This is a genomic window from Blautia faecis, assembly GCF_027662325.1.
GTDB classification, from domain to species: Bacteria; Bacillota; Clostridia; order Lachnospirales; family Lachnospiraceae; genus Blautia_A; species Blautia_A faecis.
This window is the reverse complement of the sequence record NZ_JAQDKY010000002.1, coordinates 23,217-47,917: the sequence shown is the minus strand read 5'-3', so window position 1 is coordinate 47,917 and position 24,701 is coordinate 23,217. Positions and strand designations below refer to the sequence as shown.

At 40.8% G+C, this 24,701-nt stretch carries 32 protein-coding genes and 1 tRNA gene; 3 read left to right on the top strand and 30 right to left on the bottom strand.

The window, feature by feature from the left end; all coding sequences use genetic code 11:
* Positions 1 to 203: 203 nt before the first annotated feature.
* The 18 genes from PGQ38_RS01500 to PGQ38_RS01415 all read right to left on the bottom strand — a co-directional run bounded on the left by PGQ38_RS01500 (position 204) and on the right by PGQ38_RS01415 (position 8,133).
* Positions 204 to 494: a hypothetical protein gene (locus tag PGQ38_RS01500; protein WP_270430635.1), complete on the bottom strand. Its 291-nt coding sequence runs from the start codon at positions 492 to 494 to the stop codon at positions 204 to 206.
* A 62-nt stretch (positions 495 to 556) separates the two neighbouring features.
* Positions 557 to 1,372: a DUF6353 family protein gene (locus tag PGQ38_RS01495; protein ID WP_270430633.1), complete on the bottom strand. Its 816-nt coding sequence runs from the start codon at positions 1,370 to 1,372 to the stop codon at positions 557 to 559.
* Positions 1,373 to 1,407: 35 nt separating this feature from the next.
* Positions 1,408 to 1,566 carry a hypothetical protein gene (locus PGQ38_RS01490; RefSeq protein ID WP_173735429.1) on the bottom strand — a complete coding sequence of 53 codons (159 nt, stop codon included), beginning with the start codon at positions 1,564 to 1,566 and terminating at the stop codon, positions 1,408 to 1,410.
* Between the two features lie 79 nt (positions 1,567 to 1,645).
* On the bottom strand, positions 1,646 to 1,870 hold the full coding sequence (locus tag PGQ38_RS01485) for a hypothetical protein (protein ID WP_173735428.1): 225 nt from the start codon (positions 1,868 to 1,870) through the stop codon (positions 1,646 to 1,648).
* A gap of 28 nt (positions 1,871 to 1,898) precedes the next feature.
* Entirely contained in the window at positions 1,899 to 2,729 is an 831-nt protein-coding gene (locus tag PGQ38_RS01480; protein WP_270430630.1) for a DUF6353 family protein, read from the bottom strand.
* 21 nt (positions 2,730 to 2,750) lie between these two features.
* Positions 2,751 to 3,548, bottom strand: a complete 798-nt coding sequence (locus PGQ38_RS01475; protein ID WP_270430629.1) for a DUF6273 domain-containing protein — start codon at positions 3,546 to 3,548, stop codon at positions 2,751 to 2,753.
* 41 nt (positions 3,549 to 3,589) lie between these two features.
* Positions 3,590 to 3,660: transfer RNA gene (locus PGQ38_RS01470), tRNA-Leu, on the bottom strand.
* A gap of 48 nt (positions 3,661 to 3,708) precedes the next feature.
* Positions 3,709 to 3,951, bottom strand: coding sequence for a hypothetical protein (locus tag PGQ38_RS01465; protein ID WP_270430627.1), 243 nt, complete (start codon positions 3,949 to 3,951; stop codon positions 3,709 to 3,711).
* 393 nt (positions 3,952 to 4,344) lie between these two features.
* On the bottom strand, positions 4,345 to 4,668 hold the full coding sequence (locus tag PGQ38_RS01460) for a hypothetical protein (RefSeq protein ID WP_270430626.1): 324 nt from the start codon (positions 4,666 to 4,668) through the stop codon (positions 4,345 to 4,347).
* A 90-nt stretch (positions 4,669 to 4,758) separates the two neighbouring features.
* A complete protein-coding gene (locus PGQ38_RS01455; protein WP_270430624.1) occupies positions 4,759 to 4,920 on the bottom strand; it encodes a hypothetical protein in 162 nt (53 codons plus the stop codon).
* A gap of 70 nt (positions 4,921 to 4,990) precedes the next feature.
* Positions 4,991 to 5,272, bottom strand: coding sequence for a hypothetical protein (locus tag PGQ38_RS01450; protein WP_270430623.1), 282 nt, complete (start codon positions 5,270 to 5,272; stop codon positions 4,991 to 4,993).
* A 51-nt stretch (positions 5,273 to 5,323) separates the two neighbouring features.
* Entirely contained in the window at positions 5,324 to 5,683 is a 360-nt protein-coding gene (locus tag PGQ38_RS01445; protein WP_270430622.1) for a hypothetical protein, read from the bottom strand.
* Between the two features lie 59 nt (positions 5,684 to 5,742).
* Positions 5,743 to 5,958: a hypothetical protein gene (locus tag PGQ38_RS01440; protein ID WP_270430621.1), complete on the bottom strand. Its 216-nt coding sequence runs from the start codon at positions 5,956 to 5,958 to the stop codon at positions 5,743 to 5,745.
* A gap of 98 nt (positions 5,959 to 6,056) precedes the next feature.
* Complete coding sequence (locus PGQ38_RS01435) at positions 6,057 to 6,494, bottom strand: TFIIB-type zinc ribbon-containing protein (RefSeq protein ID WP_270430620.1); 438 nt, start codon at positions 6,492 to 6,494, stop codon at positions 6,057 to 6,059.
* A gap of 1 nt (position 6,495) precedes the next feature.
* A complete protein-coding gene (locus tag PGQ38_RS01430; protein WP_270430619.1) occupies positions 6,496 to 6,966 on the bottom strand; it encodes a hypothetical protein in 471 nt (156 codons plus the stop codon).
* Positions 6,967 to 7,085: 119 nt separating this feature from the next.
* Positions 7,086 to 7,469: a hypothetical protein gene (locus tag PGQ38_RS01425; RefSeq protein WP_173715539.1), complete on the bottom strand. Its 384-nt coding sequence runs from the start codon at positions 7,467 to 7,469 to the stop codon at positions 7,086 to 7,088.
* A gap of 42 nt (positions 7,470 to 7,511) precedes the next feature.
* Complete coding sequence (locus PGQ38_RS01420) at positions 7,512 to 7,730, bottom strand: hypothetical protein (RefSeq protein ID WP_173715538.1); 219 nt, start codon at positions 7,728 to 7,730, stop codon at positions 7,512 to 7,514.
* A 163-nt stretch (positions 7,731 to 7,893) separates the two neighbouring features.
* Positions 7,894 to 8,133 (bottom strand): hypothetical protein, encoded by a 240-nt coding sequence (locus tag PGQ38_RS01415; RefSeq protein ID WP_173715537.1) that lies wholly within the window; start codon positions 8,131 to 8,133, stop codon positions 7,894 to 7,896.
* A 127-nt stretch (positions 8,134 to 8,260) separates the two neighbouring features.
* On the opposite strand from PGQ38_RS01415, the gene PGQ38_RS01410 reads away from it, so the two are divergent.
* Both PGQ38_RS01410 and PGQ38_RS01405 read left to right on the top strand, forming a co-directional pair.
* Positions 8,261 to 8,524 carry a zf-TFIIB domain-containing protein gene (locus PGQ38_RS01410; RefSeq protein WP_173715536.1) on the top strand — a complete coding sequence of 88 codons (264 nt, stop codon included), beginning with the start codon at positions 8,261 to 8,263 and terminating at the stop codon, positions 8,522 to 8,524.
* A 25-nt stretch (positions 8,525 to 8,549) separates the two neighbouring features.
* Complete coding sequence (locus tag PGQ38_RS01405) at positions 8,550 to 8,723, top strand: hypothetical protein (protein ID WP_173715535.1); 174 nt, start codon at positions 8,550 to 8,552, stop codon at positions 8,721 to 8,723.
* Positions 8,724 to 8,776: 53 nt separating this feature from the next.
* Here the strand turns inward: PGQ38_RS01405 and PGQ38_RS01400 are convergent, their stop codons facing one another.
* The 11 genes from PGQ38_RS01400 to PGQ38_RS20340 form a co-directional block, all read right to left on the bottom strand.
* Positions 8,777 to 9,070 carry a hypothetical protein gene (locus tag PGQ38_RS01400; protein WP_173715534.1) on the bottom strand — a complete coding sequence of 98 codons (294 nt, stop codon included), beginning with the start codon at positions 9,068 to 9,070 and terminating at the stop codon, positions 8,777 to 8,779.
* A 53-nt stretch (positions 9,071 to 9,123) separates the two neighbouring features.
* Positions 9,124 to 9,543 carry a hypothetical protein gene (locus PGQ38_RS01395; RefSeq protein ID WP_270430616.1) on the bottom strand — a complete coding sequence of 140 codons (420 nt, stop codon included), beginning with the start codon at positions 9,541 to 9,543 and terminating at the stop codon, positions 9,124 to 9,126.
* Positions 9,544 to 9,624: 81 nt separating this feature from the next.
* Positions 9,625 to 9,927, bottom strand: coding sequence for a DUF6431 domain-containing protein (locus PGQ38_RS19655; protein ID WP_270430741.1), 303 nt, complete (start codon positions 9,925 to 9,927; stop codon positions 9,625 to 9,627).
* Positions 9,928 to 10,178: 251 nt separating this feature from the next.
* A complete protein-coding gene (locus tag PGQ38_RS01385) occupies positions 10,179 to 11,783 on the bottom strand; it encodes an NAD(P)/FAD-dependent oxidoreductase (RefSeq protein ID WP_270430614.1) in 1,605 nt (534 codons plus the stop codon).
* Positions 11,784 to 11,797: 14 nt separating this feature from the next.
* On the bottom strand, positions 11,798 to 12,988 hold the full coding sequence (locus PGQ38_RS01380; RefSeq protein ID WP_173773744.1) for a BaiN/RdsA family NAD(P)/FAD-dependent oxidoreductase: 1,191 nt from the start codon (positions 12,986 to 12,988) through the stop codon (positions 11,798 to 11,800).
* A 105-nt stretch (positions 12,989 to 13,093) separates the two neighbouring features.
* The gene (locus PGQ38_RS01375) at positions 13,094 to 14,371 is read right to left on the bottom strand and encodes a methionine gamma-lyase family protein (RefSeq protein ID WP_204453112.1); all 1,278 of its coding nucleotides are present in this window, start codon (positions 14,369 to 14,371) and stop codon (positions 13,094 to 13,096) included.
* 95 nt (positions 14,372 to 14,466) lie between these two features.
* Positions 14,467 to 15,417 carry a tRNA (adenosine(37)-N6)-dimethylallyltransferase MiaA gene (gene miaA / locus PGQ38_RS01370; RefSeq protein ID WP_270430611.1) on the bottom strand — a complete coding sequence of 317 codons (951 nt, stop codon included), beginning with the start codon at positions 15,415 to 15,417 and terminating at the stop codon, positions 14,467 to 14,469.
* A 12-nt stretch (positions 15,418 to 15,429) separates the two neighbouring features.
* Entirely contained in the window at positions 15,430 to 17,595 is a 2,166-nt protein-coding gene (gene mutL, locus PGQ38_RS01365) for a DNA mismatch repair endonuclease MutL (RefSeq protein WP_270430609.1), read from the bottom strand.
* Positions 17,596 to 17,692: 97 nt separating this feature from the next.
* The gene (gene mutS / locus PGQ38_RS01360) at positions 17,693 to 20,317 is read right to left on the bottom strand and encodes a DNA mismatch repair protein MutS (protein WP_270430607.1); all 2,625 of its coding nucleotides are present in this window, start codon (positions 20,315 to 20,317) and stop codon (positions 17,693 to 17,695) included.
* Positions 20,318 to 20,437: 120 nt separating this feature from the next.
* Complete coding sequence (locus PGQ38_RS01355) at positions 20,438 to 21,727, bottom strand: tyrosine-type recombinase/integrase (protein WP_117854337.1); 1,290 nt, start codon at positions 21,725 to 21,727, stop codon at positions 20,438 to 20,440.
* 67 nt (positions 21,728 to 21,794) lie between these two features.
* On the bottom strand, positions 21,795 to 21,992 hold the full coding sequence (locus PGQ38_RS20340; protein WP_117854336.1) for a helix-turn-helix domain-containing protein: 198 nt from the start codon (positions 21,990 to 21,992) through the stop codon (positions 21,795 to 21,797).
* A 193-nt stretch (positions 21,993 to 22,185) separates the two neighbouring features.
* On the opposite strand from PGQ38_RS20340, the gene PGQ38_RS01350 reads away from it, so the two are divergent.
* Positions 22,186 to 22,377: a transposase gene (locus tag PGQ38_RS01350; protein WP_226818136.1), complete on the top strand. Its 192-nt coding sequence runs from the start codon at positions 22,186 to 22,188 to the stop codon at positions 22,375 to 22,377.
* Between the two features lie 251 nt (positions 22,378 to 22,628).
* Here the strand turns inward: PGQ38_RS01350 and PGQ38_RS01345 are convergent, their stop codons facing one another.
* Positions 22,629 to 24,695, bottom strand: coding sequence for an oxidoreductase (locus PGQ38_RS01345; RefSeq protein WP_117854335.1), 2,067 nt, complete (start codon positions 24,693 to 24,695; stop codon positions 22,629 to 22,631).
* Between the last annotated feature and the right edge of the window lie 6 nt (positions 24,696 to 24,701).

Genomic DNA, 24,701 nt, shown 5'->3' with positions numbered 1-24,701 from the left:
ATTATTATTTTTCTTGAACTGGTATTGGAGGTTACTGATAGCTTTACGCTTCGTAGGCGCGAATGTTTCAGCCCTCCACCTGTCTGTCAGAAGTCGTTCAAACTCAAGAACAGGACCATCGTATAAATATCGTGGCATACATCCTCCTGTAAAAGAAAAAAGAGAAACACCGTGTTATAGGTGCTCCCCTTTTTTATAGAATCTCATTCTTCAGTTTCTTCTGTGGAATCAGAATCATCACTTTCAGTTTCTTCACAAGTGCTGTCAATAATGTCATCTTCGTCACCATCGTTAGACCTTGCCCCCAAAGCAAATCCAATAGCTCCAGTAACCAGAAGCGCTCCTGTTGCCAGGATTTTCTTCTTGTTACTCTTCACAAATCTTTTTGCCTTATTAAACAAAGATTCCTTCTCAATGACTTCCTCAAGAACTTCATCGTTGTTTTCACACTCGTTTTCTCGATTCTCCATTGTGATAACTTTCTTTTCTTCCATTTTAATTTTCCTCCTAAAAATAAGTTTTCATTTCCCATTAAAGTGATTGCTTTTTTCGCGAGTTACATTAATTTTGAGAAATCGTATTTTGGTGCGACATGATATTCCAAGGTGATGCACGGTCGGTTATCTTTTGCTATCATAGTGCCGTAACTAATCTCGACCAAACCATCATCTAAATTCCACCCAAGCTCATCACTTATATCAGTATGTTCGAGATCCAGTTCGTCATAAAATTCGCTTAATGAGACATACATGTCGTAATTTAAAGAACGGTTTATCTTATTCACAGCGGTCTCAATTTCCTGTATACTAGATTCAAAATATCGTCCAGATACACCATCATAGCAAAGCTGTTTACCGTTTCCAGTGATGATAACCTGACTGTCATTTACAGGATTATTATCGAGCTGTTTTTGTGCCACCCTATCTTTGATTGCCTTGGCTTTTTCTTTTCCTACTTCTTCAACGGTAGCTTCCTTATATTCTGTGAGTGCTTTTTCAGATAACTTATAGGCTGTTGCTATAGCTGCATTACGTTTTGAATGTACAGTATTAGCTCCAACGATACATGCGATAGATGCCGCACCAGATATAGCCGCCGGAATATAACATTTCCAGGTTGCTTTGACTACTTCAGGTTTGGTTAGTTTAAACATGGTATCTAACTCAGAATATCCATGGTCGCGATCGAATTCCTCTTTCTTATTCTTTTCAGCTTCTTTGATTTTTTCCATGGCCTTAGGTGTAGCTTTTACTGCCAGTACAGTAGTTGTAATCATTCCGGCAATACCAAAAGCAATAAGAATCTCTGGGCTTTTCTTTCCGACTGCTTTTTTTACTGTGTTGAATATTTTTGTTACGTTTGGTTTCTTCATGGCATCCTCCTAAAAATAAAATTGAGAAGCCCTTGTTAGGACTCCTCTTTTTGTGAAATATACTCTTTGACAGATTTTTCTGTCTGTTCCTGTTGCTGCTTATCACTAGCCCAACTCGCCATAAGACCTCCTACGGCTACGGCAATCCAGCCAGCAATTTTGACCAGATTAGTAACATCCAGTTTATTCTTCATTTATGTATACCTCCTTTCCATTAAAGCACCTGTAATTTTGGCGAAAAGTAAGACACCCAGTTTCCCAGGTGTCAAAACTTTATTTATCATATTTCTTGAAAAAATCCTTAACCGCCATTATAGACTTATATCTTAATTTCTTTGTCGGTTCACATATTAGATCCGCGCCGCTTTTAAAATTCACATTTTTGTCCAGTAAAGGCTCAACTAAATATAACATATGACCTTTTACTAAAACTTCATATACCTGCGTTGCAGCAAATATGCCTCCAATTTTCAAGATAGTCTTGACTGTTTTATCCATGATTTTTCCTCCTTATGATTTTCTTTCATTAAAGCATCTGTAATTTTGGCGAATTTGGATTGTTGGCATAATACTCCTCTTCGCTTTCATAATAGTCATCATAGTTTACCCGCGGCTCAAATGGCATCTCGATGATATAAAACTCAGTGCCGTCTTTGAGTTTTGCCCTACGATGATTAAATTCAATCCAATATTCTCCTTCATCAGTTGGCGCCCAGCCAAGAACCTCTCCAAAGTCGGTAGAGGATAAACCAAGAAAAGAATATAATTCATTTAGAATAACACTTCCGCCCAATGCGTAGTTTCGGTTTAAATGGTATTCGGCATTTTGTACTTGTTCCACCGTAGCTCTAAAGAATCGCTTCGAATATTCTTCGTAGAATAATACCGGTCTTCCAACCGATTTATCTGAAGATATGTCACAATCACTGCATAAATAAGACGCTTGAATGTGCACTTTTTCAGCCTTTTCTACAGCAATAGCCTCAATTATCCTCTGATCCGCTTCCTCTCCATATAATTCTTTCAACTTTCTACGATAATCTTTGTAAGACTGATCTAGCAAGGCGTATGCACTCGCCATAGATGCTTGCTGGTGCTGGTTAAGAATTTGTGCTCCGCAGATGCAGAATATAGTCGCCGAACCGGTCAATATCGCAGGCAAATATGTAAGAGCCACTGTCTCGGTTTTCTCTAGTACAGTAAGCTCCTCACCTTTCTCCAACTCAGCGTTAGCTAGCAGCCGCTTTGCTTTTGGTGCTGCTTTGGCAGATAACACTGCAGTTGCCACAACACCAGCGCATCCAAGTACAGTCAGTATGGTGGATGAGTTTCTCTTGAAAAATAACTTTGGCTTCATAGGCGTCTCCTTTCTAATCTGTTATTTCTTTAATCGGAAATACGGACGAACCCCATTATAGTACGAAGCGTAGCCGCAACTCGCACCGCCGCCGGTGGCCACAAGGGCAAAGTGAGCCGAAGAATATTCTTTCTTTGTTGCATTTCGCAGCCAGCCCCATTTACATTTATTATTAAAATATGCCACTCTATTTTTTATCAGTTTCATAAGAGGAAGCTGTTCATCGTCATTGGCTTCAAAATGCTCTTTATCCCATTCGTTCTCCCATCCAACAACCTGTCCAACAGTAGGAATGGTTAACTCTAACATGCGGGTTTTCAGTTCTAATGGAAATGAATTATATAAATAGCTATCAATCCATTTCTTCAAATCGGATTTTTCATATCCACCTTCATTTGTAGGCTTTTTATTCATAGGACGCTCTGCAATATAATTATCAAAGATGAAAAGAACGTTGTTATCCGTCACTTCATGAGCAGTAGCTTTGAATTTCCCCAATTCTTTCAAGTCGACTGTAATCTTGTCGCCTACTTTAGTTTTGGAAAAATCGTATTCGTGCTTTGGTACGCCATGGTTTAAGTTGAGCAGTTCTTTTGCAGATGTATCGCTGGAGCCAAGCCATGAAAAACGAGGCGGGTACTTTTTTACAAGTTCTTTAATTCCGTTTTTCTCAGCAACATCATAAAGATTGACCGTCATTTCATCGTATACGGCTGCGGTTACCATGTAATCGGCAACCTTTTTCAATTCTTCCAGCGATGCACCATTATTCACCATTCTTTCCATAAGTTTCGATACAGCTAAAGTTTCTAATCTCATAATCTTTTTCTCCTTTTCATATGAAGTGGTTAAAAGCTAAAAGAAACAGTGTGGGGCTCGAACCCACGACCCTTCGCTTGTGGAATGCTCTCCCAACTGAGCTAACTGTTTCTCCATTAAAGGAATTGAAAATATCGCGAAAACAAAAGAAAGAGGCTTTTTAAGCCCCAATCTTATTTGTTGCGGATAACAATTTATCCAATTTCTTTTCGATACGATCAAGCTGTTCCGCCTCGGTTTTAACAACTTCCTTCGACTCTTCCATAAGCTGTAAACAAAGCTGCAGCATCTCTAAATTATCCGAATCCATATACTTTAATGAATCCGGAGCAAAAAGATGCAGAGTCTTTTCTACAACCTTATCCATAGTCTCAATCATTTTCTCAACTTTGTCACGCATCATAACTTTTCTCCTTTTCGAATAAAATTTATTATTGTTTCCATTACACACTATGTTATTTTCGCGAGTTAGATCAAAATTAAAAGAAATAGCACCGAGTTTGAGTCGGCTTTCTTCAGATTTTACTCTGACGCTTTGACCTAGTTAAGCTACCTATTTCCCATTAAAGTAGTTGAAAATATCGCGAAAACAAAAGAAAGAGGCCATCGCTGACCTCGATCGTTTTGTTCCGACTTATTTCTCAATATACTTCAATACTGTGTATATGAGAAGTCCAGCCAGAATTGCGATTAATCCTGCCAATCTTTGATACCTCCTTTGATTTTTTCTCACTAAAGAAAGTGTAAATATCGCGAAAGAGAAAGAGCCTTAGATTTCTCCAAGACTCTAATCTTCTTATAAAATAGTTCCGTGAATACTTCCGTCCTTATGAATAAGCATTACTATATCTACATTGTCCATTGGGTCATAGAACTCCCTTGAATTTTCCTCTTTATATTTCTTATATTCTTCGTGCAGATATCTTAATTGCTCAGAAATACTGCTAATAGTTATAGATACCGATATTAATTGTATCTCTAAGTCCATACACTCGGTTAACATAACAACGCCCTTCCGATCGTTAAGATTTTCTCTTTGACGACATAACTTGCTATATATCTTTTGGTTTCTTTTGAGTTCCTTCTCCAATTCTCTGATTTTAGAATAATAACCTTTCATAAAATTTGTTCCTCCTTAGAATTATTTTAGTCATAATAGGAATTGTTATCTCCGCGAAAGAGCAAGAGCCGTTGCCAGCTCCGCTCATAGTTATTTCTTGGCTACACATCTGATAATCCAAGCAATTATCAATATTGCCACGATGACATCGCCAAATATCACAAACCCAACGCTGCCAACTACGACAACGCTAATAATTGTGAATACGATTAACGCCAATCCAAGTAATAATAAAATTGCTAATGTAATCATCTCTGATTCCTCCCTTGAAATATTTTGTCATAATAGAAACTGTAAAAATGGCGAAAAGAAAGAGCCCTTGTTAGGACTCCTTTCTCAATTCTTTGATTTTAGCAACAAATATCTCTACCTCTTGAATAGTTAGCGCCATAGGCATTTGATTCGTATGTCCTAACCAATCTTTTACTCGTGTTATTGTTTGCGAAAATATTTTACAACATTCAACAGGCATATCATCATCTTCCCATTCGATGATCACCTCCTGGTCCTGTTTTTTATTTTCATATACAATATAACAACAAGATAAATCAGATACACGAATCTCATATCCTAAAGATTCTATTTGTTTATCAATATCGGTCATAGATACCCTCCTAAAATATTTTTTTTTTCATAACATGCCATGTAATTTTCGCTAAAATCCAGTCTTATCAAAATAGGTTTCCCAGCGTTCCCGGACCATGGGTTTCATTCGGAGGTTCCACATTAGTTGTCGGACAGTCATGGTTGGATATAGCCCATTCATAGGTGCACTGGCGTATTTATCAAAGACTAATTTAAATTTGGAATGCAAATATAAAACATCCGTCAAACACCGGTCGATCTCAGACCACCAGGTGCATTTTGATTTTTTGTCGTATCTTTGTTGGATAACTGCCAACCCTTTATCCCCGATCAGATATAAAGTACAATGGTTGTACGCTGGATGATTACATTCGTAGAGCTGTCCATACATTGATGAATATTCTGTTGGCTTTGTGTAATGGTATTTCATTTGTCGCTCCTTCTAAGCAAAAAGAAAGAGCCCCGGTTAGGACTCTGACTTTTAGAATTTTATTTACAGTATTCTTCGTTAAAAATGCTAAGTGCTTTCTTAAATTCCTTGGATGCACCTCCTCTACCTTCAATAGTTACGTCACCATAAAGTGCTGTTCCATTGTAATAAATGGTTATCGGAATATCCAACTCCTTATCCGCGCGTATCCTATCAGCCACCGCGTTAAATACATCCCTCGAAACGTCTTTATAAGCTGCATGATGTAAACTCATAATAATACCTCCATTTTGATTTATTCTATCATAATAGTAAATGTAAAAATTGCGAAAAAATAAGAGCCTACGTAGAATTTACGTAAGCCCTTATAGGGTTATTTCTTTTCACTTAAAAACAAGAAGATTAGGACTATAGGTACCATAACTAATATAAGAGCTGCTGTATTTGCAAGCCCTCTTAAATCCTGATTTGTATTGCCAACAACATCGAATATCGCTGCAACAATTACAAGAATTGCAAAAGCAATTAATTTGACAACTACTCTGACGATGTTAGATTTAGTTCGTCGCGCTTCTACTTCGAGTTCTTTTAACCTGACTTCTTTGTCTATCTCGGCTTGTTTAACTCTGACTTCTTTCTTGTATTCAGCCTCTTTGATGCGCGCTTCGTCAACTTTTCGATAAATATGACTACTTGAATAATCGTTTATAGTGATTTCAGCTCCACAATATTGACAGAAACATTTATCACGTCCCTCTTCAATTTGAAGATTAGAGCTGCATTCAGGACATTTTAATGAAATCAGCTTCATCTTATTCCTCCGGAGCCCAGGAAGGTTTAGTCTCTTCAATAGTTGCCATACCGCATTTTATAACAACAACCTGATTTTCTTTTAGATTAAGCATAGCCGAATCTGGTGTTTCTTCTTCGTCTGGTTTCCAAAGTTTGATGAAATCCATATACCCCTCACCATCAGTGTCATTCTCAAGTGTATTTAAGTCTTTGTAAACCGCAATATTTATAACCGGATCGGACATTGTTGATAACGGAGTTATTTTGAAATTAGCAGCTTTGATATCTGTGCCAACAACGTATGTTCCCTGTCCTATTACATTATCCCCACCTTTTGCAGCGATTCGCTCATTCACCGCGTCTTTCAGAGAAATAAGATCCTCTAAACTCATGGACTCGAGATCGACTCCGAAATTATTCTCCGCCATTACCGGTGTTGCTAACAGACTTGTTACTAAAACCATAGAAGCAATAATAGTTTTCTTCATCATAAGTAAACCCTCCGTTTTCGAAATAATAATCTATTTTCAATTTTACCACACTGCGAATTGTTTGTATACCTTATTAGTAAAATAAAGACGCCAAGTTTCCTCAGCGCCTTGTTCCAATATTACTTTCTCTTGAAGAGATTATTAATGAAATTTCTACCTGCCATTGTGGTGACCGTACCGACCTCTTCAAACTTCAATGTCTTGAGTGTCCCCCAGATGGTTACAACAGTTCCGACGCCAGATATAACTACTGTTATGACATTTTTAACCTTCCGATCTCTAATCTCAGCCTCAATCTGTCTGTACTTCAGTTCCAAATCTTCATTTCGATTCGCCTGTCGTTCGTCTTGATCTCTGTTGATCTTATCCATCTCGATTGCTTTGTCCATCAGTTTCACGATTCCATCTGTTGTCACTTTGTACTTGTCTGAGCCAAGCTCAAGTGTACTAAGCCCTTGGAGCTCATCCTTGATCTCATCCTGCAATAACTGTTCGATTTCCATTTTGAAATCCTCCTTTATGTAATATTCTCATAAGACGCCATGTTATTTTTGCGAAGACTGTTCTTCTTTATATATGATAATTCTTTTCTTTTTAGAAAGGTCGCCTTGAGTTGGTATACGAACATTTATGTTGTAAAATCCAGTATCTTCATCATCATATGGTACTACTGTGAAATATCCGTATCCCGATTTGTGATAAAAAAATAAGAGCGTTAATACCACTCCCAAAGCAACTCCAATAAGTAAAATAAGATAGTTCATTTTCTTTTCCTCCATTGTGAATATTTTAATAATAAGGTATCTATTGCGCTTATAACAAGTTAATTCACCCCCTCCTTTTTTTTACATGGTATAAATATAAACCGTAATATTGTTGCCTCAGTACGGTTTTTATCCTAGAAAAAAAGTAAAACGCCAAGTTTCCTCAGCGCTTCACCATGAAATCGAATAACTTTAATTCAACTTTCCGTTCTTCTGATTTATTTTCCACGGTAATGTCATGCAACTTTGCGATCAAATCCATTTCATCCTTGTATATGCTATGAATCATATTCAGATTTCTATTCAAATCATCCTCTGTTTTAGCTTTATACATGGAATCAACAAGCTTTGTGTATTTTTCGTTTGCTGTTGCCACCATTGCGTTAAAATTTACAGAATCCATTTAAAAATCCTCCTTAAAATTTTATCTATTCCCTATAAAAGAGAAAGATAAAATCGCGAATAATTTTACTAGCAAAAAATTTTCATATATGCTAGAATAGCCGTACTACAAAAAGGAGGGTTTTGTTATGACAACTGAAGAAATCAATGCAATTCATGATTACGGTGGTGGTATCTGTCCAGAATGCGAAGTGGAAATGGATCAGATAGAAGAAGGTGGACTTTTAAAATTTGTCTGCCCGGAATGCGGTTACACTGTAGACTGCTCGGAATATGAATACGAAAGCGATTCTCGCGAACCATCAGACGACGAAATTCCTGGTGGATGTGTTGCTTGCGGTTGTCCAGCATATCCTGACTGTATGACAGCTTGTAGCAGATTTGACGATTAAACTAGAAAAGAAAGGATATGATAAAATGACAGAAACAGAAATTCAGATGTTTATTGAAACTATGGAAGATCTCGGAGACGAGTGGACACCAGAGCAGGTAAAAACGATGTACGGCGATTACACCTACGAAGCTGCAGTCAAAGAACGCAAACAACACATAGATATGCAATTAAATAACTTAGCGGCGCTCGTTAAATAAGTCCAGGCAAAAAAAAAGATAAAGGAGCTGTAATATGCAGCCCCTTTTTTCTTTTACCAATGTGTAATAATCATCATGGAGTCATCCTCGGGTTCTCTAATAACGTCAATGTCAATCTTTTTACTTTCGAGCTCAATTTCTACGATAGTCCATGGCTCGTTAGGTTTTGCATTCAATTTACCCGTAATTTTTCCATTAGGTAAAATCACTACAAATCCCCAACGTCCCAAATGAGTGCGTTCAATAAATTGTAACTCGATTATAACATCGTTCTTGTCGTCACCATTGAGATCCAACTGGAACTCTACAAATTTTGTATCTTTTGGTACCGAAATTGTTTGTCGCATATGTATATGCCTCCTTTATCTTTTCTCACAATAGCAAATGCGATTTTCACGAATTATTCTCGCGCTTTATTAAGCAGCCAGAAGAACCTCCTGTAGGCTGTATAGTACACGTCTTTGCAGCAAGGGATATTCATTCTAGCTTTCAAAATATCATAGCTCCATCCTTCTGTAACGCCTTTTAATATGTACTCTGCCAGCTCCGGATCAGTTTCTTTTGCTACTTTCTCAATCATCTCCATACGAATAGAATAATAATGCTTGAGCATAGCAATTCGCTCAGTAGGGTTTGATACATGACGCGCCTTCCCAAATGCGTTCAATGCCTCACGTCTACTTAACATCCCATTCAGAGAAGAATACGCCTTCTTCCAGATTGGGTATTGCAGACAGAAATGTTTCAATTCGTAATGTCGATGTTTCTCGATCCAGTATGGATTCTTCTCTGATACCTCTGCTCTTATAATATTTCCCATTAGAACATCGCCTCCTTTCAACACTAATTCTAGGTTAAAAGGTCGAAATTGTTAAAACAAAGTCAGTGGAAAAATTTGCCATTACAACCTCGGTTTAATGCCCTGCTTCTTCCAACGTTTCATTGTTTCCTCGCAAGGAAAATCTTCATAGCCTAAAGTATCTGGACCAATAAGTCCTTCCACTACTCCATCTATAATATCCGACTCGTAATGCTTAAAAGGATATAAATATTTTGGAAGATCTCTATGAATTGTTTTGCACTTCGGGCATTTATAACGTTCTATGGCTACGAGTTTTTTGGAATGATCCTTCCCTCTTACAATTCGTTTCACGGTATCATATCGCTTCAATTTTTCTTTACAGTTAGGGCAGTATTTATCTATGGTGTTCGCCAGCCTTTCATATAATCTGTACTATAACCATATTATTTACTACCAAAGGAGCACATATACATAAAAAGAGCACTAGCAGATTTATCCACTAATGCTCCCATAAGTTCAATTCAATTTTCCCTTTTTACTACACCATTTACTACACCATTTTTACACCAAAATACGATATTTTGCGATATTTTATGATAGGCGCAAAAGTCTGCAAACCCGCATAAATACTGGATTTTTGAGGTTTTTAAGAGTCATATTGACAAATTTCTGAACTTTTTAGAAACAGCTTCCGCTACTTTTATGCCATCCATAGCAGCAGAAGTAATCCCGCCTGCATATCCAGCGCCTTCCCCACAGGGGTAAATCCCCTCATAGTTTGCTTCCAGGGAATCCTTATCACGGACAATACGCACCGGAGATGATGTTCTGCTTTCCACGCCGGACAGCACTGCATCAGGACGGTCAAAGCCTTTGATTTTTTTTCCAAAGGCAAGAACACCCTCTTCTATGGAATCACCGATCTCTTTTGGAAAAATACTGCGCACATCACCTGGAACACAGGCGCCCTTGATACAAGGTTCTACATCTTTAAGTCTTGTACTCGGCTTATGCTTCTGATAATCCTCAAACAACTGTACCGGAACCTTACCATTTCCAGCTTTCCACGCTGCGCGCTCCAGATTGCGCTGAAATGCTACGCCGCCCAGAGGCCCCTCTTCCGGAAAATCAGCCGGAGTTACCGATACGATCAGCGCACTGTTTGCATTGCGGCTGTCCCTGGCCTGATAGCTCATACCATTTACAGCAAGCATCTCCGGTTCTGAAGAAGCGTTTACTACATAACCGCCCGGACACATACAAAAGGAATAAACACCACGGCCATTTTCACATGTGTGGGTAACTTTATAAGCAGCAGCTCCAAGTTTCTCGTTTTCCTCTTCCCCATAAAGAGCCAGATTGATCATGGACTGTGGATGTTCCATACGTACACCTACTGCAAAAGATTTTGGTTCCATATAGATTCCTTTTTTCTCAAACATGGAAAAGGAATCTCTTGCGCTGTGTCCAACTGCCAGCACACATACCTGGGCCGGAATCCTTTTTTCCCCATTTATCTCAATTTCTTTTAACTGACTGTTTTCAAAAAAAAGATCTGTCACTTTTGAACGGAACTGGAATTCCCCGCCCATTTCCTCAATTTCATGGCGAAGAGTCTCCACAACGCCAACCAGCACGTCTGTACCAAGATGTGGTTTCTGTTGATAGATAATTTCCGACGGTGCACCCGCCTGCACGAAACGCTTCAGTACTTCATGATTTCTTCCTGAAGGATCTTTTACCAGAGTATTTAGTTTTCCGTCGGAAAAAGTACCAGCACCCCCTTCACCAAACTGCACATTGGAATCCGGATCCAGTACGCCATTTTTCCAGAAATTCTCGACAGTCTTCTGACGGACATGCGCTTCCTCTCCCCGTTCCAGAACCAGGGGGCGGTAACCTGCCTTCGCCAGATACCAGGCACAAAAAATTCCGGCAGGTCCGCTTCCTACAATGACCGGCGGATATTTCAGTTTCTCTTCACCAGGAGATGGAAATGTATATTCTTTTTTCTGAGTTAACATAATATTATTATTATGAACTCTTCGAAAGATCTTGCTTTCCTGGTTTTTATCCTGCAAAGACACATCTACCGTATAAACAAATTTTTTATCCTCTTTATGACGGCAATCCAGTGACTGCTTCACTATTTCGTAAGTGAAGCCTTCATTTTTCAGACGAAGCTCCTTACGGATCTTTTGGCTTAACTCTTCCGGGGTATGATTAATTGAAAGTTTCAGCTGGGTAATTCGAATCATGTTATTCTCCTTTTTCAAACACGCTCTGACATTTTGCTGGCATTCACTCCTGCAACATAACCGCTGGACCAGGCCCACTGCAGATTGTAACCGCCACATTTCCCATCAATGTCCAATAGTTCTCCTGCGAAATATAAGCCTGAATTTCGTGTGGATTCCAAGGTTTGGGCGTTAACCTGCGTAGTATCAACGCCGCCTGAGCACACCTGTGCCTGTTCAAAAGACTGATAACCAGTCACTTTAAGCGGATAGCTGCTAATTGCTTCTTCCAGATCATTTGCTGACAAAAGCACTTTTGCAAGCTTATCCGGGAAAAGTCCGGTCAAAAAGTCTTTTTTTCCTTTATAGGGGCAGTTTTCCTTTCGTATTTTCAGAAAAGCTTTCAACTGTTCCCGGGAAAATTCTGGCAGAAAATTTAAAATCAGAGTCACATTTTTTCCCTGTTTCAGTGCACGGATTCCGTATCGGCTGACCTGAAACACCGGAATTCCAGATACGCCATAATCAGTAAGCTGTAGTTCTCCTGTTTCCTCTGTGACTTTTTTCCCATCCACAAGCAGCGTAATTCTGCCTTCTGTGCGGACACCTGCCCAGCCGGAAAAGCCTGTATTCCTGCATTTCAGGGCAGTTAAAGCCGGGAGAGGCTCTATGAGCCTGTGTCCCAGTGCTGCGGCAAGCTCATAACCGCTGCCATCGGAACCGGAAATTGCAGAAGCTTTGGAACCATTGGAAAGAATAACTGCTTCACCCTCGTATATCCAGCCTTCTACCTGAACCTTCCAGATATCCTGTTCCTTAAAAACACGTTGTACTTTTTGGTTGGTCTTGATCTTTACCCCAAGATTCCGTGCTTCCATACACAATACCTCAGCAACGCTTGCTGCCTGTCCGCTATGCGGATAGAGATAGCCGCCGTTTTTATTCACAGGATAAATTCCAAGCCGGGTAAAAAATTTCACCGTGTCTTCTACCGGAAACTGATTCAGAACTGCCTGTTCAAAGCCTGGATTTTCGCTTCGATATGCATCAGACGGCACCTGGATATTGGTAAAATTACATTTGCCGTTTCCTGTAGCGCAGATCTTTTTGCCTGGTTTTTCATTTTGTTCCAATATGGTTACAGCGGCCCCGTTTTCTGCAGCTGCAATGGCTGCCATCAGCCCGGACGCCCCGCCGCCTGTAACGATAACACGTTTTTTCTCCATATAAACTCCCGTTTTTTACATCTGTTTTAAAGAACTTATGGTAACGGTTCAGCGCCTCCCTGTTACACGCCTGGCGTTGCACGAAAATTCATGTTTTTCATGATTTCACTGTAATTTTACCAAATCCTGCTCCACAAGTTTCTGCAAGGACATCATAACACCTAGTTTTGCATGCTCCCAGGTAAGTCCTCCCTGGAAATATACGGCATATGGCTCTTTCACAGGTCCATCTGCGGAAAGCTCAATAGAAGAGCCCTGTACAAATGCGCCAGCCGCCATAATGACCTGACTGTCATAACCTGGCATATCCCATGGCTCCGGATCAACATAACTGTCAACCGGGGCAGCAGCCTGAATCCCCTTACAGAATGCGATCAGACGCTCCGGACTTTTTAAAGTCACTGCCTGAATAATATCCTGCCTTGGCTCTGTGGAATTTGGAACCACGTCAAATCCAAGCTTTTCATAAATATTGGCTGCAAAAACAGCGCCCTTTAACGCACCCTTTGTCACCATCGGTGCAAGGAAAAATCCCTGATAGAAGGAACGGTTTACGCCAAGTGAAGCTCCCACCTCAGCACCAAGTCCCGGACAGGTCATACGGTAAGAAGCATTTTCCACGCACTCTTTGGTTCCCGCAATGTAACCGCCAATTGGAGCAAGTCCGCCGCCCGGATTTTTGATCAAAGAACCAACCACCATATCTGCACCAACATCACTGGGCTCAATCGTGTCAACAAATTCGCCGTAGCAATTGTCTACCATACAGATCACATCAGGCTTAATGCTCTTTACAAATGCAATCAACTCACCAATCTGCTTTACTGAAAAAGAGGGGCGTGTCATATAGCCTTTGGAGCGCTGAATCTCAACCAGTTTTGTCTTCTCATTGATTGCTTTGCGGATATTTTCATAATCGAAAGTTCCATCCTCAAGAAGATCCACCTGACGATAAGTTACTCCGTATTCTGCCAGGGAGCCCTTGGATGGACGGATACCGATCACCTCTTCAAGAGTATCATATGGCTTTCCGGCTGGTGCCAGCATTTCATCGCCTGGACGCAGGTTTCCAAAAAGAGCAATGGCCAGGGCATGTGTTCCACACGCAATCTGCGGACGCACCAGACATGCTTCTGTGTGGAATGTATCCGCATAAACCTTTTCCAGAGTATCACGACCGTAATCGTTGTAGCCGTAACCGGAAGAAGAGCCGAAGCACTCCTCGCTGACGCGGTTTTTCTGCATAGCCAGAAGAACTTTCATCTGGTTATATTCTGCAGTTTTGTCAAACTGTTCAAAACGCTCCTTTAAGGATTCTTCTATTTCATGGCAAAAATCGTAAACCTGGGAAGAAATTCCCAGCTGCTCGTATAATTCTTTCATAATAATTCTTTCCGTCTGTCTGACGGTATTCCTCCATTTTTTGTTATTTTCAAGGCGGGCGATCCCCCCTGGGAAAAATCTGATTATTGAAGTAACTATTCTCCAGTTATTCCTCTTTCATGGCAAACGCTCAGCATATACTCCAGCATTTTATCCTCGTTATACCCGAACTCATCTTTATTCACCCACACTGTTTCCGGCTCTCTGCGGAACCAGGTGAGCTGGCGTTTGGCAAAGTGCCGGGTGTCGCGCTTCAAGATCCGCACAGCCTCTTCCAGCGGCATCTCTCCATCCAGATAGGCCAGGATTTCTTTATATCCAAGGCCCTGCATGGAAACCATACCTCTGTGACAGCCCATGTCCTTCAGCTTCTGGACTTCTGCCACAAGACCGCTGGTCATCATTTCATCCACCCGCTTATCAATGCGTTTATATAAAAGCTCCCGTGGTGCATTCAGCACAAAGTATGCCAGATTATAGGGACTGGTCCGTTCCTGCTGCTCCTCATTGTGTGCGGAAATAGGGCTATGGTTCTGATGATAAAATTCCAGTGCGCGAATTACACGCTTCGTGTTGTTTTCGTGGATCGCTTCGGCGCTTTTGGGATCCACCTCTGCCAGCATCTGATGAAGATATGCAGCACCTTTTTCCTGGACAGTCGCCTCAAGACCGGCCCGGTATCCATCGTCCTGCTCAGCCTGGGTAAAATCAATATCTCTGGTCACCGCCTGAATATAAAAGCCGGTTCCCCCCACCAGAATGGGAATATGTCCCCTGGTGTAAATCTTTTCCATGGCATCCTTTGCCATCTGTTGGAAACGCACAATGTGAAATTCTTCCTCTGGCATCAGCTCATCCACCAGATAATGGGGAACTCCCTGCATTTCTTCTGGCATGATCTTCGCAGAGCCAATATCCATATATTTATAAACCTGCATGGAATCTGCAGATATGATCTCGCCGCCAATGGCTTTTGCCAGAGAAATAGACAGCCTGGTTTTTCCAACTGCAGTGGGACCGGTAAGGACAATAAGAGGTTTTTTCATAATCTCTCCTGTTTATACAATTCGCTTAAATTTCTTTTCAATTTCTGTCTTTGTCATCGCAATGATAGTGGGACGGCCATGAGGACAATTATATGGATTGTCCAGAGTAAGAAGCTCGTCGATCAGCTTATCTGCCTCCAGAGCAGACATCTGATGATTTCCTTTGACAGCAGATTTGCATGCCATTGTGGCAAGTCTTGCTGTGAAAAGGTCAAAAGCATCCTTTGCCCCTTCTCCTCCCAGATTGTCAAGCATTTCCAGAAAGAGTTCTTCTTCATGGAATCCGTACAAATTTGTCGGAACTGCACTGATACAGTATTCCCTTCCACCAAAGGGTTCAATCTCAAAACCGTATTTCCTGAAATATTCTTCGTTGGCTTTTAATTTCGCCTGTTCATCCATGTTCAAGGTCACCACAAGCGGAGGATTCAGATATTGCGATTCAATGGACTGTTCTTTAAAACGTTTTACAAAGCGCTCATAATTTACCTTTTCGTGAGCTGCATGCTGGTCGATAATGTAAAACTGGTTTTCAAATTCCACCAGCCAGTAGGTGTCAAACAACTGGCCAATCAGCTTATGGCGGTTTCGGGATTCTGGTGCCAGAAGTTTCTCCTGAAAAAGCTCAAGCTGCTTTCCCCCAACGGATGGATATTCTGTACCTGGATCACTCTGTCCAGGCTCAGATTTATCTGGTATCTCATAGTTTACGGATACAGCAGTCTCTGCCTGATTATCGGCTTCATTCATTCTCTCAACCGATATGTTATCTTCTGCCGCTTTTTCATCTGCACTTTTATCCGCTTTTTCTTCTGCTTTTTCATCCGCTCTTTTATCTGCCTCCGCAGCCTCTTTTAAAGTTCCTGCAAAAAGAGCTTCCTCTTCCTTGCTAAATGGCTTCGCCTGATAAATTGCCTGCTCACGAAGCACACTGCTGGCCTGACAGCCAGAACTGTTTCCAAGGCTTCCAGATGAAGTTATTTTTCCAGTTGGAGCTGTTTTTTCAGCTGCCTGTGAATAGCAGCTTTCATTATTCCCTGCGCTGCTTCGACCAATACTTTCAGCAGCACCTTCACAATGAAGCTCCGTCCTGCGACTTTTCTCAAATGGCTCTGGAACTGCTCCGCGGCTTACTGCTGCCACCTTTGATTCTCGTTCTTCTTTTCCAACTGGAACAACCGGTATCAGTTCTCTGTGAAGAAGTGCATTGTGAACAGCCTCGTAAATGGCATCATACACCTCCGCCCCTCTTGCAAAACGCACCTCCAGCTTCCGGGGATGAACATTTACATCCAGATCATTTCCTGTCATCTGGATCTGCAATGACACAAAAGGAAATTTATGCTGCATGACAAAGCCCTTATATGCGTCTTCAATAGCCTTCGTAATAATATTGTTTTTCACAAATCTGCCATTTACATAGTAATTTTCAAAGCTTCGGTTTCCTCTGGAAACTTCCGGTTTGCCTGCGTATCCCTCAATTTTCATAAAATCATTTTCGTAGGAGACTTCCAGAAGTGCTTTCGCCATATCCCGGCCATATACATTATAAATAACATCCTTCACATTATAATTGCCAGAAGTATGCAGCTTCACCTGTTTGTTCTGAATATATTTAAAAGAAATCTCCGGATGGGAAAGAGCAAGCTGTTCCATCATAGTTCCAATATAATTTGCTTCTGAAGAATCAGATTTCAGGAACTTGCTCCGGGCCGGTGTGTTGTAAAAAAGATTCCGAACCAGGAAAGTAGTTCCATCTGGAGCTCCCATTTCCTCAAGGCTTTGTTCTACGCCGCCTTCGATCACATAACGCACGCCGCTGATAGCAGAAGGAGTTTTTGTGATCAGCTCCACCTGGGAAACTGCGGCAATACTGGATAAAGCCTCACCACGGAATCCCAGTGAGGCTATGTTTTCCAGATCTTCTACTTTTTCAATTTTGCTGGTAGCATGACTTAAGAATGCCGTAGGTACCTGAGCAGCCTCAATTCCCCCTCCGTTGTCTGTAATACGGATCAGCTTCTTTCCTCCATCTGTAATCTCTACTGTTACAGCAGTAGCACCAGCATCAATGGAATTTTCTACAAGCTCCTTTACAACAGAAGAAGGGCGCTCTACCACCTCACCTGCTGCAATTTTATCAATGGTATGTTTATCTAAAACTGCTATTTTTCTCAAGTTTTTCTCTCCATATAAAAGCAGGTTGACCGCTTCGGTTCACAATACGGACATGTCGCCTGCGGTGACAACACCATATATGAAAGTCAACAGTCAGTTACCATCTGTTCTTTATCTTATTCTGAAGATTGTATAACGTATTTAAGGCTTCCATGGGAGTCAGATTTCCAATGTCAATGCCTTTTAATTCTTCAATAATGTCATTGTCCTGTACAGTGTCAAATAATGACATCTGCGCCATATCCATTTCTACCTTCGGCTTCTTCTTCGGTGAAGCCAGATCTTTTACAGCAGCAGTAATGTCTGCATCGCTTAATTCCTCAACCAGCTCTTTTGCACGGTTAATAACAGAATCCGGAACACCTGCCAGCTTGGCGACCTGAATTCCATAGCTCTTATCTGCGCCGCCTTTTACAATCTTGCGGAGAAAAACAATATCGTCACCTTTTTCCTTAACTGCAATGCAGTAGTTGGTAACGCCAGATAGTTTTCCTTCCAGTTCAGTCAGTTCATGATAATGTGTGGCAAATAATGTCTTGGCTCCACAAAGCTTTGTATTACTGATATGTTCAATCACTGCCCAGGCAATGGCAAGACCATCAAAAGTACTGGTTCCACGGCCGATCTCATCCAGGATCAGAAGGCTCTTGGCAGTGGCATTTCGAAGGATATTGGCAACCTCAGTCATTTCCACCATGAAAGTACTCTGTCCGCTGGCAAGGTCATCTGATGCACCTACACGAGTAAAGATTCTGTCTACAATTCCAACCACAGCCTTATCTGCCGGAACAAAGCTTCCAATCTGTGCCATAAGTACAATCAACGCAGTCTGGCGCATGTATGTGGATTTACCTGCCATATTTGGACCTGTAATAATGGAAACTCTTTTTTTAGTATTGTCAAGGTATGTATCGTTGGCAATGAACATATCATTATCGATCATCTGCTCTACAACCGGATGACGACCACCTTTGATATCTATAATTCCGCCTTCATTTACCTTCGGACGTACATAATGATTGCGCTCAGCAACAAGCGCCAGGGATGCAAACACATCCAGACCTGCAATTGCCTTGGCTGTACGCTGGATTCTTATCACTTCCTGGCCAACTTTATCACGGACATTGGAAAACAGCTCGTATTCCAGGGCATAAAGTTTATCTTCAGCGCCAAGGATCATATTTTCAAGGTTTTTCAACTCCTCGGTAATATAACGTTCTGCATTTGCAAGAGTCTGTTTACGGATGTAGTTCTCCGGCACCAGTTCTTTAAACGTATTGGTTACCTCAAGGGCATAGCCGAATACACGGTTATATTTGATCTTCAGGGATTTGATTCCGGTACGCTCACGTTCCTTTGTTTCCAGCTCTGTAAGCCATTTTTTTCCATCTGTGCGGGCACTGCGGAATTTATCCACATCTTCGTTAAAGCCTTCACGAATAATGCCTCCATCCTTCTGGGCAAGGGGCGGTTCATCTACAATGGCGTGCTTGATCAGATCTGTAATATCTTCAAGACTGTCCATGTCCTCGTAGATTTCTTTCAGAATCGGTGCCTGAAAGTCCTTGAGAACCTGTTTAATATAAGGAATCATTTCCAGAGAGGACGCAAATGCTACCATATCTCTTGGATTTGCAGACTTAAAGCTGATACGGCTGACCAGACGCTCCAGGTCATACACTGGATTGAGATATTCCCGGATCTCATCGCGGAGCATCGGTTTCTCATTCAGCTCTTCAAGAGCTTCCAGTCTGCGATTGATCTCTTCTGCATCGATCAGTGGCTGTTCCACAAAGGAGCGAAGAGTACGGGCACCCATGGCTGTTTTAGTCTTATCCAGTACCCAGAGAAGAGAACCTCTTTTCTGCTTTTCACGGAGGGTCTCCACCAACTCCAGATTTCGTCGGCTGGAGCTGTCAATCAGCATATAACGCTCTGCCGTATAAGGACGGATGGTAGTCATCTGAGAAAGTGCAGTCTTCTGCGTTTCCTTAAGATACAAAAACAGCGCTCCGGCAGCTATGATTCCACTGTCATAATCGCTGATTCCAAGGCCTTCCAGATTGGTTACGTGAAAATGTTCCCTTAATTCTTTTCTGCAGGTATCATCATCGAAATACCAGGCATCCAGGGAAAAAATACAAATTCCAAGACGTTCTTTCAAATCGTCTGTGTCAACCCCACTCATAAAAAAGGAATCATTACATATGATTTCAGCCGGACTGAATTTGTTGATCTCATCAACCAGTTTCTGGCTATTTGGTACTTCTGTAAGGAAACAGTCACCTGTGGTAATATCCGCTATTGCACAACCAAAGCGGTCTGCTATGGAGACAATTGACATCAAATAGTTATTCTTGGATTCATCCAAAGAAGTTGCATCCAAAGTAGTTCCAGGAGTAACCACACGGATAACAGCACGTTTTACAAGTCCTTTTGCCTTCTTCGGATCCTCCACCTGCTCACAGATTGCAACCTTATGCCCACGCTCGATCAAACGGTTGATATAAGTATCTGCCGCATGGAACGGGATTCCGCACATAGGTGCCCGCTCTTCCAGACCACAATCCTTACCAGTGAGCGTCAGTTCCAGTTCCTTGGATACCAGAAGTGCATCATCAAAAAACATCTCGTAGAAATCCCCGAGACGATAAAATAAGATGCAGTCTTTGTATTCTTCTTTGGTTTTGCAGTATTCCTGCATCATGGGCGACAGTTTCATGGTTTGCGCTGAATCCCTTAATTTATGCGGGTTTGAAGCACCTGAAATAGTAGTTTGACCCCCATTTGACCCCCGGTTAGTATTTTGTATGTTATCAGTAGTATTCTTCATAATTTTCCTTTATTCTTTTTCTGGCACCGCCGGAACTTTTCCCTCATCGTATTTTGCAGCAAATTTTCTAAATTCATCTGCCACATAATCCTGTTCCAGATGTGTATAATAGTTCGTCATATTTACGCTTGTATGTCCCACAATCTTACTCACCGTAAATGGAGACATATTAGACTCATTCAGTTTGGTGACGAACGTATGCCGAAATTTATGGGGATATACCTCATAAAGACGAGGTTCCCTATTTTCTTTTTCAGCTAATTCGATCTCTTTTTTTTCAATTATGCTTATAATACGTGAACATTCCGCGTTTGCATATTGAGGAAGAAAAACCCCTCCTGGTTGTGTTGTGAATACCAGATCCGGAAAATCTTTGAGGAAAGGATTTTCCTTTCCCCATGATGATCCGCTTTTTTCTTTATCCGCAATCTGCTTTTTCTCCCAAGAGTGAAATGCCAATTCAACACCCTCTGTCATAGGAATCCAACGATAACTTGCCTTTTTCTTAGGCGTCGTTATCTGTTTAACTGACTCTGGTTTTTCTAATCGATTTTTTCCTTCATCAAAATAAATCGTCGTTCTATTCAGTGTTTTATATACACGAATTCGATGACATTCAAAATCAATATCAGACCAGCAAAGTGCTGTAATTTCGCCAATACGCATTCCAGTATTCAAAATAATATAAAATAGTTCATAATATCTCGTGTTTTTTGCTGCATCAAGAAATGTTTTAATTTCCTCTGGTTGAAGTATTTTGCTTTCATCCTCCAATATTGGATCAACTGTTACTTTTTCGGATTTTTCTATTGCAATCCCTTTACAGGGATTCATTGGAATCATTTGATTATCTACCGCACTTTGAAGTAATTGCTTTACAATTGATAAAGTATGGACAACTGATGATTCCGCATAGCCATCGTTTTGCATTCCTTCAACCATATTGTAGATATGAGAAGGTGTGAGGCAATCAAGCCTCACAGCGCCAATAAAATCTGCACCCCGCTCAAATCCATCTACATATCCACGAACCGTATTAGCTTTAATTCGCCCAATTTTGTAAAGTTTCATCCATACATCAAACCATTCAGAAACTTTATATTTTTTCGCTTTATCATTATAACCCAGAATGTATTTTGCTTTTTCCAGATCACGTTTTTTCTTTAGTTTTGCCAAATTTCTATCATATAAATATTTGGGTTTCGGGGAACCTGGTATATAATATTTGGCTTGATAACGTCCGTCCTTCCTTTGCGAAAGTCCACTTCCTAATTCTTTGCCTTTCAAAGATTTTCCCATACTGTATTCATCCTTTCCAGGCCAGATTTCAAGTACATCAGAATATTAACACGTTCTAAAAAAATATTCAAGTGTCCTGTTCCTCCAACCAGTGTTCAAATTTTTTTCTGTGTACAAGTGTTCTGCGCCCAATTCGGACGCAGAAATCATTTTCAGCCATTATAGTACGAACTGTTTTTTCAGATAACCCAGTTAATTCACAGGTTTCTTTTACTGAAAGAAGAAGTTTCCCATTTTCCTCCTTTATATCGTTCTTTTTTCTCATACCTACATTTCCTTTCACATATCAAATTCAACTACTACAATGTACCATTCTCCCGTAATGCCAATATTTTTTCTATTGCTTCCTGTCTTGTTATGCCTTCTCTTTTGGCTTTTATTGGTGTTAGTATATAACCATAGACATAAAAAGTTGAACAGCCTATAATAATCATAATAATGTAAAGGAGCTGTTCAACATGGCAAAAAACCAAAAGAAGTACACACAAGAGTTTAAGCAACAAATTGTGGATTTGTACAATACAGGAAATTACTCATTTCCTCAGTTATCAAGTGAATATGGCGTAGCAAAGTCAACTATCTTAAACTGGGTAAGAAATCTAAGTCCTATCCAGGTTTCTGAGACAGGAAAAAGGGCTTATCATCTTTGATAGAGCCGGCCCAACAAGCATGGTATTACATTTTGCGATTTTGCATATGAAAAAGGAATCAATGAACTCTTCATTGACTCCTTTGATGATTACATCACACAAATTGAAATACCGATTAAAACTTAATATTAGTCAGTATAATTCTGTATATGACATCCCTCAAAAATCGACAGCCTAATGGTATCAATAATTCTTATAGCAGTGTTTCTATAATATATTAAAAGCCTCTTTGTCCGCTTAAGAGTTTAATCTTACAAAGAAAATGCTAAATCATAAGCCTCCCAGATTGCTGTTTTCAAATTTCCAACCTTTTTAACATCGCCGACTATATGAATATTCGTTTTCCCCTGTTGTGTTCCGCCGTCAACAAGCCTCGTGTCTGGCATATAACCACAGCTCATTATCACGTCGTCGCATTCCAACTGTATTGTCTTTTCCGCTGTCTCAATAACAATTCCATTTTCAATGATTTCTAAGAGCTTTGCGTTTTTATAAATAGGAACTTCATAATACCGCAATAAGTCTCTCATACAACTGGAGTTTGCCATGCAGAGTCCCTTGGTCTTTAAAATATCGTCTGCCATTTCCACAATAACCGGTCGTTTTCCTTTCAGCACAAGGTCATAGGCAATCTCGCAGCCCGTCAAACCTCCGCCGATTACAGCGACGTCCTTTCCTACTTTTCTCCCCAGCAGATATTCCGTTGCTTCAATAGCTTTTTCCTGTCCCGGAACATCTAGCTTTCTAGGTTTTGCGCCCGTAGCAATGATAATTTCATCTTCTGTCAGCTCAGCCAGAGTTGTAATTTCACAGTTGTATTCCACTTTAATCGGCAGGCTTTCTATTTCTTGTTGAATCCATCTTATAAATTCTTTATCTTTTTCTTTGAATTCAGGTGCTGCTGCAGCATTAAACACACCACAGAGCCGGTCACTCTTTTCATAAATAGTTACCTCATGACCTCGTATTGCCGCAATTCGGGCTACAGTCATCCCAGCGATACCCCCGCCGATGACCGCAATACTTTTCGTTACAGCTGCTTTTTTCTCAAAATCATATTTCTGCTCACAGAATGTCCTAGGGTTCAACGCACAATGCCCTTGTGTTTTTCCATCCTCTTCATCGATTTCACAGCCAACGCCTTCATAATGATAAATCGGAAGACATGCATTATGACATGCAATGCAAGGAAGAATGTCGCTAAATTTCTCCTGTTCCAGTTTTACAATATATTCCGGATCCGCCAGGAACTGACGTCCGATTCCCATAGCATCCAGTTTTCCTTCTGATATAGATGCTGAAGCTTCATCCGGCTGCATTCTTCCTGCACATACCACAGGAATTTCTACCACTTCTTTTAATCGTGTCACCTCCGCCATGTTACAGTTTAAAGGCATATATACAGGCGGATGCGCCCAGTACCATGAATCGTAAGTCCCATTGTCCGCATTAAGCATGTCATATCCTGCATCCTGAAGATATTTTGCGGCTTTCAGCCCTTCCTCAAGATCTCTGCCGGCTTCTGTAAATTTCTCACCATAAACTGCCCCGATACCAAAGCCGATTGTCTTACTGGTTACGGAATACCGAAGGGATACAGGGAATGTGTCACCGCACTGTCGCTTAATCTCCTCTACAACTTCTTTCGCAAACCTGTAGCGGTTATCAAAAGTCCCCCCATACTGATCTGTTCTCCGATTCGTATACTTCGTTGTAAACTGATCCAGCAGATAGCCTTCATGCACGGCATGCACTTCCACACCGTCAAACCCTGTCTCCATACAAAGTTTGGCTGTCTTACCATAGGCATCCACATACTCAAGAATTTCTCCTTCCGTCAGTGGTCTATGTATAATTTCTGGAAGCCAACGGTTAGGCAGTTCACTAGGGGCTACAAGAAGATTATCCCAGTCAAACATGGACTTTTGTCCGGTTTCCTTCTCTTTTTCATAAAGTTCCTTTAATGCCAGCGGCATGGTAAATGTTCGTCCCCATCCTGCACCAATCTGCAAAAACACTTTTGCACCGTAACTATGAATTTCTGCTAAAAGCGGCTTTAGTCCTTCGAATATTTCTTTCTGCTCATAAAGCCACTGTTTCCCCACCATACTACGCAGAGTAACCATTCCGGGAATAATTAAACCTACATGATTCTTTGCACGCTCCACATAATAATCATAGATATCCTCACCAATTTTAAAAATAGGTAAGCAGTCTATCATGTTTGTACCTTCCATTGGTTCCAAAACAAAACGGTTTTTAATCATTACCGTTCCAATTTTAAATGGTTCAAATAAAATTTCGTGTTCTTTTTTCATTTTTTG

Coding starts and splice junctions, on each gene's coding strand:
- PGQ38_RS01400 (WP_173715534.1), bottom strand. CDS start 9,070: ATGCGACAAACAATTTCGGTACCAAAAGATACAAAATTTGTAGAGTTC.
- PGQ38_RS01410 (WP_173715536.1), top strand. CDS start 8,261: ATGACAACTGAAGAAATCAATGCAATTCATGATTACGGTGGTGGTATC.
- PGQ38_RS01475 (WP_270430629.1), bottom strand. CDS start 3,548: ATGAGATTAGAAACTTTAGCTGTATCGAAACTTATGGAAAGAATGGTG.
- PGQ38_RS01415 (WP_173715537.1), bottom strand. CDS start 8,133: ATGGATTCTGTAAATTTTAACGCAATGGTGGCAACAGCAAACGAAAAA.
- PGQ38_RS01395 (WP_270430616.1), bottom strand. CDS start 9,543: ATGGGAAATATTATAAGAGCAGAGGTATCAGAGAAGAATCCATACTGG.
- PGQ38_RS01420 (WP_173715538.1), bottom strand. CDS start 7,730: ATGAACTATCTTATTTTACTTATTGGAGTTGCTTTGGGAGTGGTATTA.
- PGQ38_RS01490 (WP_173735429.1), bottom strand. CDS start 1,566: ATGAAGAATAAACTGGATGTTACTAATCTGGTCAAAATTGCTGGCTGG.
- PGQ38_RS01430 (WP_270430619.1), bottom strand. CDS start 6,966: ATGATGAAGAAAACTATTATTGCTTCTATGGTTTTAGTAACAAGTCTG.
- PGQ38_RS01385 (WP_270430614.1), bottom strand. CDS start 11,783: ATGATTCGAATTACCCAGCTGAAACTTTCAATTAATCATACCCCGGAA.
- PGQ38_RS01355 (WP_117854337.1), bottom strand. CDS start 21,727: ATGGGAAAATCTTTGAAAGGCAAAGAATTAGGAAGTGGACTTTCGCAA.
- PGQ38_RS01350 (WP_226818136.1), top strand. CDS start 22,186: ATGGCAAAAAACCAAAAGAAGTACACACAAGAGTTTAAGCAACAAATT.
- mutS (WP_270430607.1), bottom strand. CDS start 20,317: ATGAAACTGTCGCCCATGATGCAGGAATACTGCAAAACCAAAGAAGAA.
- PGQ38_RS20340 (WP_117854336.1), bottom strand. CDS start 21,992: ATGAGAAAAAAGAACGATATAAAGGAGGAAAATGGGAAACTTCTTCTT.
- PGQ38_RS01480 (WP_270430630.1), bottom strand. CDS start 2,729: ATGAAGCCAAAGTTATTTTTCAAGAGAAACTCATCCACCATACTGACT.
- PGQ38_RS01445 (WP_270430622.1), bottom strand. CDS start 5,683: ATGAAATACCATTACACAAAGCCAACAGAATATTCATCAATGTATGGA.
- PGQ38_RS01455 (WP_270430624.1), bottom strand. CDS start 4,920: ATGATTACATTAGCAATTTTATTATTACTTGGATTGGCGTTAATCGTA.
- PGQ38_RS01460 (WP_270430626.1), bottom strand. CDS start 4,668: ATGAAAGGTTATTATTCTAAAATCAGAGAATTGGAGAAGGAACTCAAA.
- PGQ38_RS01375 (WP_204453112.1), bottom strand. CDS start 14,371: ATGAAAGAATTATACGAGCAGCTGGGAATTTCTTCCCAGGTTTACGAT.
- miaA (WP_270430611.1), bottom strand. CDS start 15,417: ATGAAAAAACCTCTTATTGTCCTTACCGGTCCCACTGCAGTTGGAAAA.
- PGQ38_RS01450 (WP_270430623.1), bottom strand. CDS start 5,272: ATGACCGATATTGATAAACAAATAGAATCTTTAGGATATGAGATTCGT.
- PGQ38_RS01345 (WP_117854335.1), bottom strand. CDS start 24,695: ATGAAAAAAGAACACGAAATTTTATTTGAACCATTTAAAATTGGAACG.
- PGQ38_RS01440 (WP_270430621.1), bottom strand. CDS start 5,958: ATGAGTTTACATCATGCAGCTTATAAAGACGTTTCGAGGGATGTATTT.
- PGQ38_RS01465 (WP_270430627.1), bottom strand. CDS start 3,951: ATGATGCGTGACAAAGTTGAGAAAATGATTGAGACTATGGATAAGGTT.
- PGQ38_RS01405 (WP_173715535.1), top strand. CDS start 8,550: ATGACAGAAACAGAAATTCAGATGTTTATTGAAACTATGGAAGATCTC.
- PGQ38_RS01380 (WP_173773744.1), bottom strand. CDS start 12,988: ATGGAGAAAAAACGTGTTATCGTTACAGGCGGCGGGGCGTCCGGGCTG.
- PGQ38_RS01435 (WP_270430620.1), bottom strand. CDS start 6,494: ATGAAGCTGATTTCATTAAAATGTCCTGAATGCAGCTCTAATCTTCAA.
- PGQ38_RS01495 (WP_270430633.1), bottom strand. CDS start 1,372: ATGAAGAAACCAAACGTAACAAAAATATTCAACACAGTAAAAAAAGCA.
- PGQ38_RS01485 (WP_173735428.1), bottom strand. CDS start 1,870: ATGGATAAAACAGTCAAGACTATCTTGAAAATTGGAGGCATATTTGCT.
- PGQ38_RS01500 (WP_270430635.1), bottom strand. CDS start 494: ATGGAAGAAAAGAAAGTTATCACAATGGAGAATCGAGAAAACGAGTGT.
- PGQ38_RS01425 (WP_173715539.1), bottom strand. CDS start 7,469: ATGGAAATCGAACAGTTATTGCAGGATGAGATCAAGGATGAGCTCCAA.